At 51.4% G+C, this 4,413-nt stretch carries 5 protein-coding genes; all 5 read left to right on the forward strand.

Annotated elements, in window-relative coordinates:
- Window positions 1–39: 39 nt before the first annotated feature.
- From ACH2EH_RS12630 to ACH2EH_RS12650, 5 genes are read left to right on the forward strand one after another with little or no spacing between them, the layout of a single operon-like run.
- Window positions 40–906 (forward strand): carbohydrate ABC transporter permease, encoded by an 867-nt coding sequence (locus tag ACH2EH_RS12630; protein ID WP_395142173.1) that lies wholly within the window; start codon window positions 40–42, stop codon window positions 904–906.
- Complete coding sequence (locus ACH2EH_RS12635) at window positions 903–1,712, forward strand: carbohydrate ABC transporter permease (RefSeq protein ID WP_395142175.1); 810 nt, start codon at window positions 903–905, stop codon at window positions 1,710–1,712. Before ACH2EH_RS12630 ends, ACH2EH_RS12635 begins: the two co-directional genes overlap by 4 nt.
- A gap of 9 nt (window positions 1,713–1,721) precedes the next feature.
- Window positions 1,722–2,342: a hypothetical protein gene (locus ACH2EH_RS12640; protein WP_395142177.1), complete on the forward strand. Its 621-nt coding sequence runs from the start codon at window positions 1,722–1,724 to the stop codon at window positions 2,340–2,342.
- Window positions 2,343–2,356: 14 nt separating this feature from the next.
- Window positions 2,357–3,634: an AAA family ATPase gene (locus ACH2EH_RS12645; protein ID WP_395142179.1), complete on the forward strand. Its 1,278-nt coding sequence runs from the start codon at window positions 2,357–2,359 to the stop codon at window positions 3,632–3,634.
- Window positions 3,631–4,293, forward strand: a complete 663-nt coding sequence (locus ACH2EH_RS12650) for an HNH endonuclease (RefSeq protein WP_395142181.1) — start codon at window positions 3,631–3,633, stop codon at window positions 4,291–4,293. The genes ACH2EH_RS12645 and ACH2EH_RS12650 overlap by 4 nt, the downstream gene beginning before the upstream one ends.
- The last annotated feature ends 120 nt before the right edge of the window (window positions 4,294–4,413 follow it).

Raw genomic sequence — 4,413 nt, forward strand, 5'->3', positions numbered from 1 at the left:
CGTTCAAGCCAAAGTCTCCCGCGAGCTGGAGAAGTATAGATGAGGCGCACGGCATATCTCTTCCTCGCTCCTTGGCTGATCGGGCTTGTGGTCTTTACCATTGGCCCGGTGCTCGCGACACTCTTTCTGAGCTTCACGGACTACCGCGTGCTCTCGCCGCCACGCTGGGTGGGTTTAGAGAACTACAAAGAGCTTTTCACCGACACCGAGACGTTCTGGCCCTCTCTGGGAAACACAGCGTTTTTATTTCTAGAGCTGCCTCTGGCACTGACTATAGGGCTGGCGCTGGCGCTCCTGCTCAACCAGAAGCTCAAGGGTATGGCGCTCTTTCGGACGATTTTTTATCTGCCGTCACTGGTGCCCACCGTGGCCAGCTCGATGCTCTGGCTCTGGCTACTAAATCCCGAGCATGGGCTGATCAACGAGGCGCTACGGGCGCTGCATCTCCCGACACCAACCTGGCTCGCCTCGCCGCTCTGGGCAAAACCGGCGATTATTCTGATGGACTTATGGGGCGTGGGCGGAAGCATGGTGATCTACCTTGCCGCACTGCAAGGAGTTCCCCAAGACTACTACGAGGCGGCGGAGCTGGACGGGGCTAATCGCTGGCAGCAGCTTCGTCATATCACCTTGCCCGCGCTCTCCCCGGTGATCTTTTTCAATCTCATCTTAGGCGTAATAGGCACCTTCCAGTACTTCACCCAGACTTTCCTTATGACCAAGGGCGGCCCCGATAAAGCCACGCTGTTTTATGCCCTCTCTCTCTACCAAAACGCCTTCGAGTTCTTCCGCATGGGCCTGGCCTGCGCGATGGCGTGGGTGCTGTTTCTTCTGACGATTCTGGCGACCTGGCTGGTGTTCAAATCGTCGGCGCGCTGGGTCTACTACGAGGGAGAAAAAGCATGAAAGGGCTGCGCTACGGGCTTCTTATCGCACTCTGCCTACTCTTTTTGGCTCCGTTTGCCTTCATGGTAACGACCTCGCTCAAGACACCCGAGAAGATCTTCACCGCGACCATGGAGTGGCTCCCCCGCCCCGTGATCTGGAAGAACTACCCGGATGCGATTGCGCGCTTTCCCTTCTGGCGCTACGTCGGCAACACGCTCTTTATCTGCGCATTAACTGTTTTAGGAACCTGTCTCTCGTCGTCGCTCGCGGCCTATGCCTTTGCGCGGCTGCGCTTCAAAGCGCGTGAGCCACTGTTCTTTATGATGCTCGCGACGATCATGCTGCCTTCACAAGTGACCCTACTCCCGACCTTTCTGCTCTTTCGTACGCTCGGCTGGTCAGGGTCATGGCTCCCACTGATCGTCCCGGCGTTCTTTGGCAACCCGTTCTCGATCTTTCTCTTGCGCCAGTTCTTTCTGACCATCCCACAGGAGCTCTCCGACGCCGCGCGTTTAGACGGCTGTTCAGACTTTAGCATCTTCTGGCGCGTGATCCTCCCCCTTGCCCGTCCCGCGCTCGCCACCGTTGCACTGTTCGCATTTCTAGGCGCCTGGACAGATTTCCAAGGGCCACTTATCTACCTTCATGATGAGCAACAGTACACCCTCGCGCTGGGCCTACAGTCGTTTCTGGGTCGCCACGAGAGCCAGTGGAACTTGCTCATGGCAACCTCAACCATCATCACCCTTCCTCTGATTATCGTCTTTCTGTTTGTCCAGAAGACATTCGTCAAGGGAATTGTTCTCAGTGGACTGAAGGGATAAAATGCAGTTATGAGATCTAGAACCCCCATGACACTTCCCTCCTCGGTAACCAGTTTTCATGACTACTACCGACTCACGGCAGACATGGAGGAGGTCGTCCGTGCTCTAGGCTACACGTTCTCGCGTCAACGTCTCACACTCCCACAAGCCGCCACCCTCCCCGACTGGGTCGAGCCGCTCCGTCAGGAAGTCACCGAAAATGTCGCCGTCGTCAGCCTCACCAGTGAGACAGCACGCCGTGAGTGCCTGATAGCACCTGTGCTTCTCGGGCTGGCACGTCATCTGAATATGCAGCTCCACATCGAGCAGGATATTGATGTCAGCCCCCAGCTCAAAGGCTCGCTAGACTACTTCATGGAAGCCGACGGTCAGCTCCTCGTCGTTGAGGCCAAGCACGCAGATATTTCTCGCGGCTTCTCCCAGCTTGCCGCCGAGCTGATTGCATTAGAGCAGTGGACGGACTCGAACACAAATACACTCTATGGTGCGGTCTCCTTCGGCAACCTTTGGCAGTTCGCCGTGCTCACCCGCGACACGAAGCACATCACTCAGGATCTGGGGCAATTCCGCTCCCCTGAAGATCTCATTGAACTTTTCAGGATTCTCTTGGGAATACTTAACGGAAATTAGGCATAACAAAAACCATGTGGATAGAGACTTTAGAGCTTCAAAATATTAAGTGTTTTGAGAACAAGGCATTTGAATTTTCATCAGGATTCAATATCATCATTGGGGACAATGGGAAAGGTAAGACCTCAATCATAGAATCTATCTCTAATGTGCTTCCATTCAAGCCACTTGGAATTCCTATGTCGATGGATTTTTTATCCCTAGCAAGGAAAGTATTAAAAACTGGAAATAATGTGATACCAGCCTTCAATAATATATATCCAGTCAGCATCAAGTCATCTTTCCGAAATGATTCATTAATCGGGCTAAATCATTTCCATTATGAGTCAGAAGAAAACAGGCAAATCCTAAGTGAAATAGGGAAAGAGTTCATAGATATTGATAAACTCAGTCCTATAATACTAAAATATACACAAGATAGAAAGATTTACCATTGCCAAATCGCTGAAAATGCCTTTTTGACATCAACAACTAAAGAACAGTGCTATCAAAACTGGCATGGAATAAGTGGCAATATACAAACCATACACTTATGGCTAAAGACAATGGAAATAAGTTCACTTCAGAGACGGAGTAAGAATCCAATACTTGAGAGCGTACGAACAGCAATAAAAAATTGCTTTATTGAAGACCAAGATGCTGATATATATTTCGATCTATTACTAAATCAAATATGTTTAATAGACAAAGATAATAATGTCAAACCAATTACTTTCTTATCAGACGGTCAAACATGCATGTTGTCACTTGTAGTAGATATAGCCATTAGATGTTCCATATTAAATTCTCAACTAGAAGAAGAAGCAATTAACAGAACTCCTGGTATCGTAATCATTGACGAGATTGATCTTCATCTCCACCCAAAATGGCAAATGCGCGTTGTGGATGATCTGAAACGCACTTTCCCAAAAATTCAATTCATTGCTACCACACACTCACCTCTAATTATTCAATCTCTCAAGCCAGAAGAAGGCGACAGGTTGATTGATCTGAACGACTCCGATACTGTACCAGACTATGAGTATTCAGGTCGCTCGCCGGAGGATATTCTGGAAGAAGGAATGGGAATTGAGATGCCGCAGAGAAGCCATCGCTGGAAGGAGATGTACCACGCGGCGGAGGAGTATTACGAGCTTCTGGATAAGGCAGAGAGTGCCGATGAGACAGAGCGACTTGTGCTTCGTGAGAAGCTGGATGTGCTGATGATTCCCTACGACAACAACCCTGCTTACGCGGCTTACACGTCTTTCCTCAAACAAAAACGTATTGTCACCGGGATTGATACAGCATGAGACCGGTTGATAAAGGAACCAACACGGCGGTCTTTCAGGAATACGCGCAAGCCAAAGGAGACTTGCTAGATCGGCTCGGAGCGTACTGTTCGTATTGTGAGCGCCCCTGTGATCCCGCCGTAGAGCATATTGTCCCCAAAACAAAGTACCCAGGTCGGCTGTTGGACTGGTTGAACTTTCTCCTAGCCTGTGTCAACTGCAACGGGATCAAGACCGACAAGGATACGCTGGCAGAGAGGTATCTCTTTCCCGACGAAGCCAACACTGCTCATGCCTTTCTCTACGGACAAGATGGTCGCGTTCGCTCCAACCCCGATCTCCCACCGGATGATCTTTTGGCGGCACAGCGCACGCTGGAGCTGGTCGGGCTGGATCGCGTGCCACGACCGAATGGCCGTCGTAGCGACCTGCGCTGGCAGTGGCGCGATGAAGCGTGGCGCATTGCCGAAATCTCCCGTGACCAGCTTGCCCGAAACCCCAGTGAGGAGCTTCGCCAGCAGATCACGTTCACAGCAAAAAAGACCGGCTTCTTCTCCGTCTGGATGACCATTTTCTCAGCGGACGCTGATATGAAGCGCCGCTTTCTCGTCACTTTCCCAGGAACCCGCCGAGCCTGCTTCGATGACGACGGCTGTTGCCGTCCTACCATTATGATCTGAAAAGGATAACTCTAGCAATGCTACCTCCCGTTCCCGCCGCGATTACCGCGCCCGCTGCCTCGTATGGTCAGCTCGTCTCTCGCCAGTTTGTGACGCTCCCCGCAGATGCGCCGCCACCGC

The sequence above is a fragment of the Armatimonas sp. genome, from assembly GCF_043760365.1.
Classification (GTDB): Bacteria; Armatimonadota; Armatimonadia; order Armatimonadales; family Armatimonadaceae; genus Armatimonas.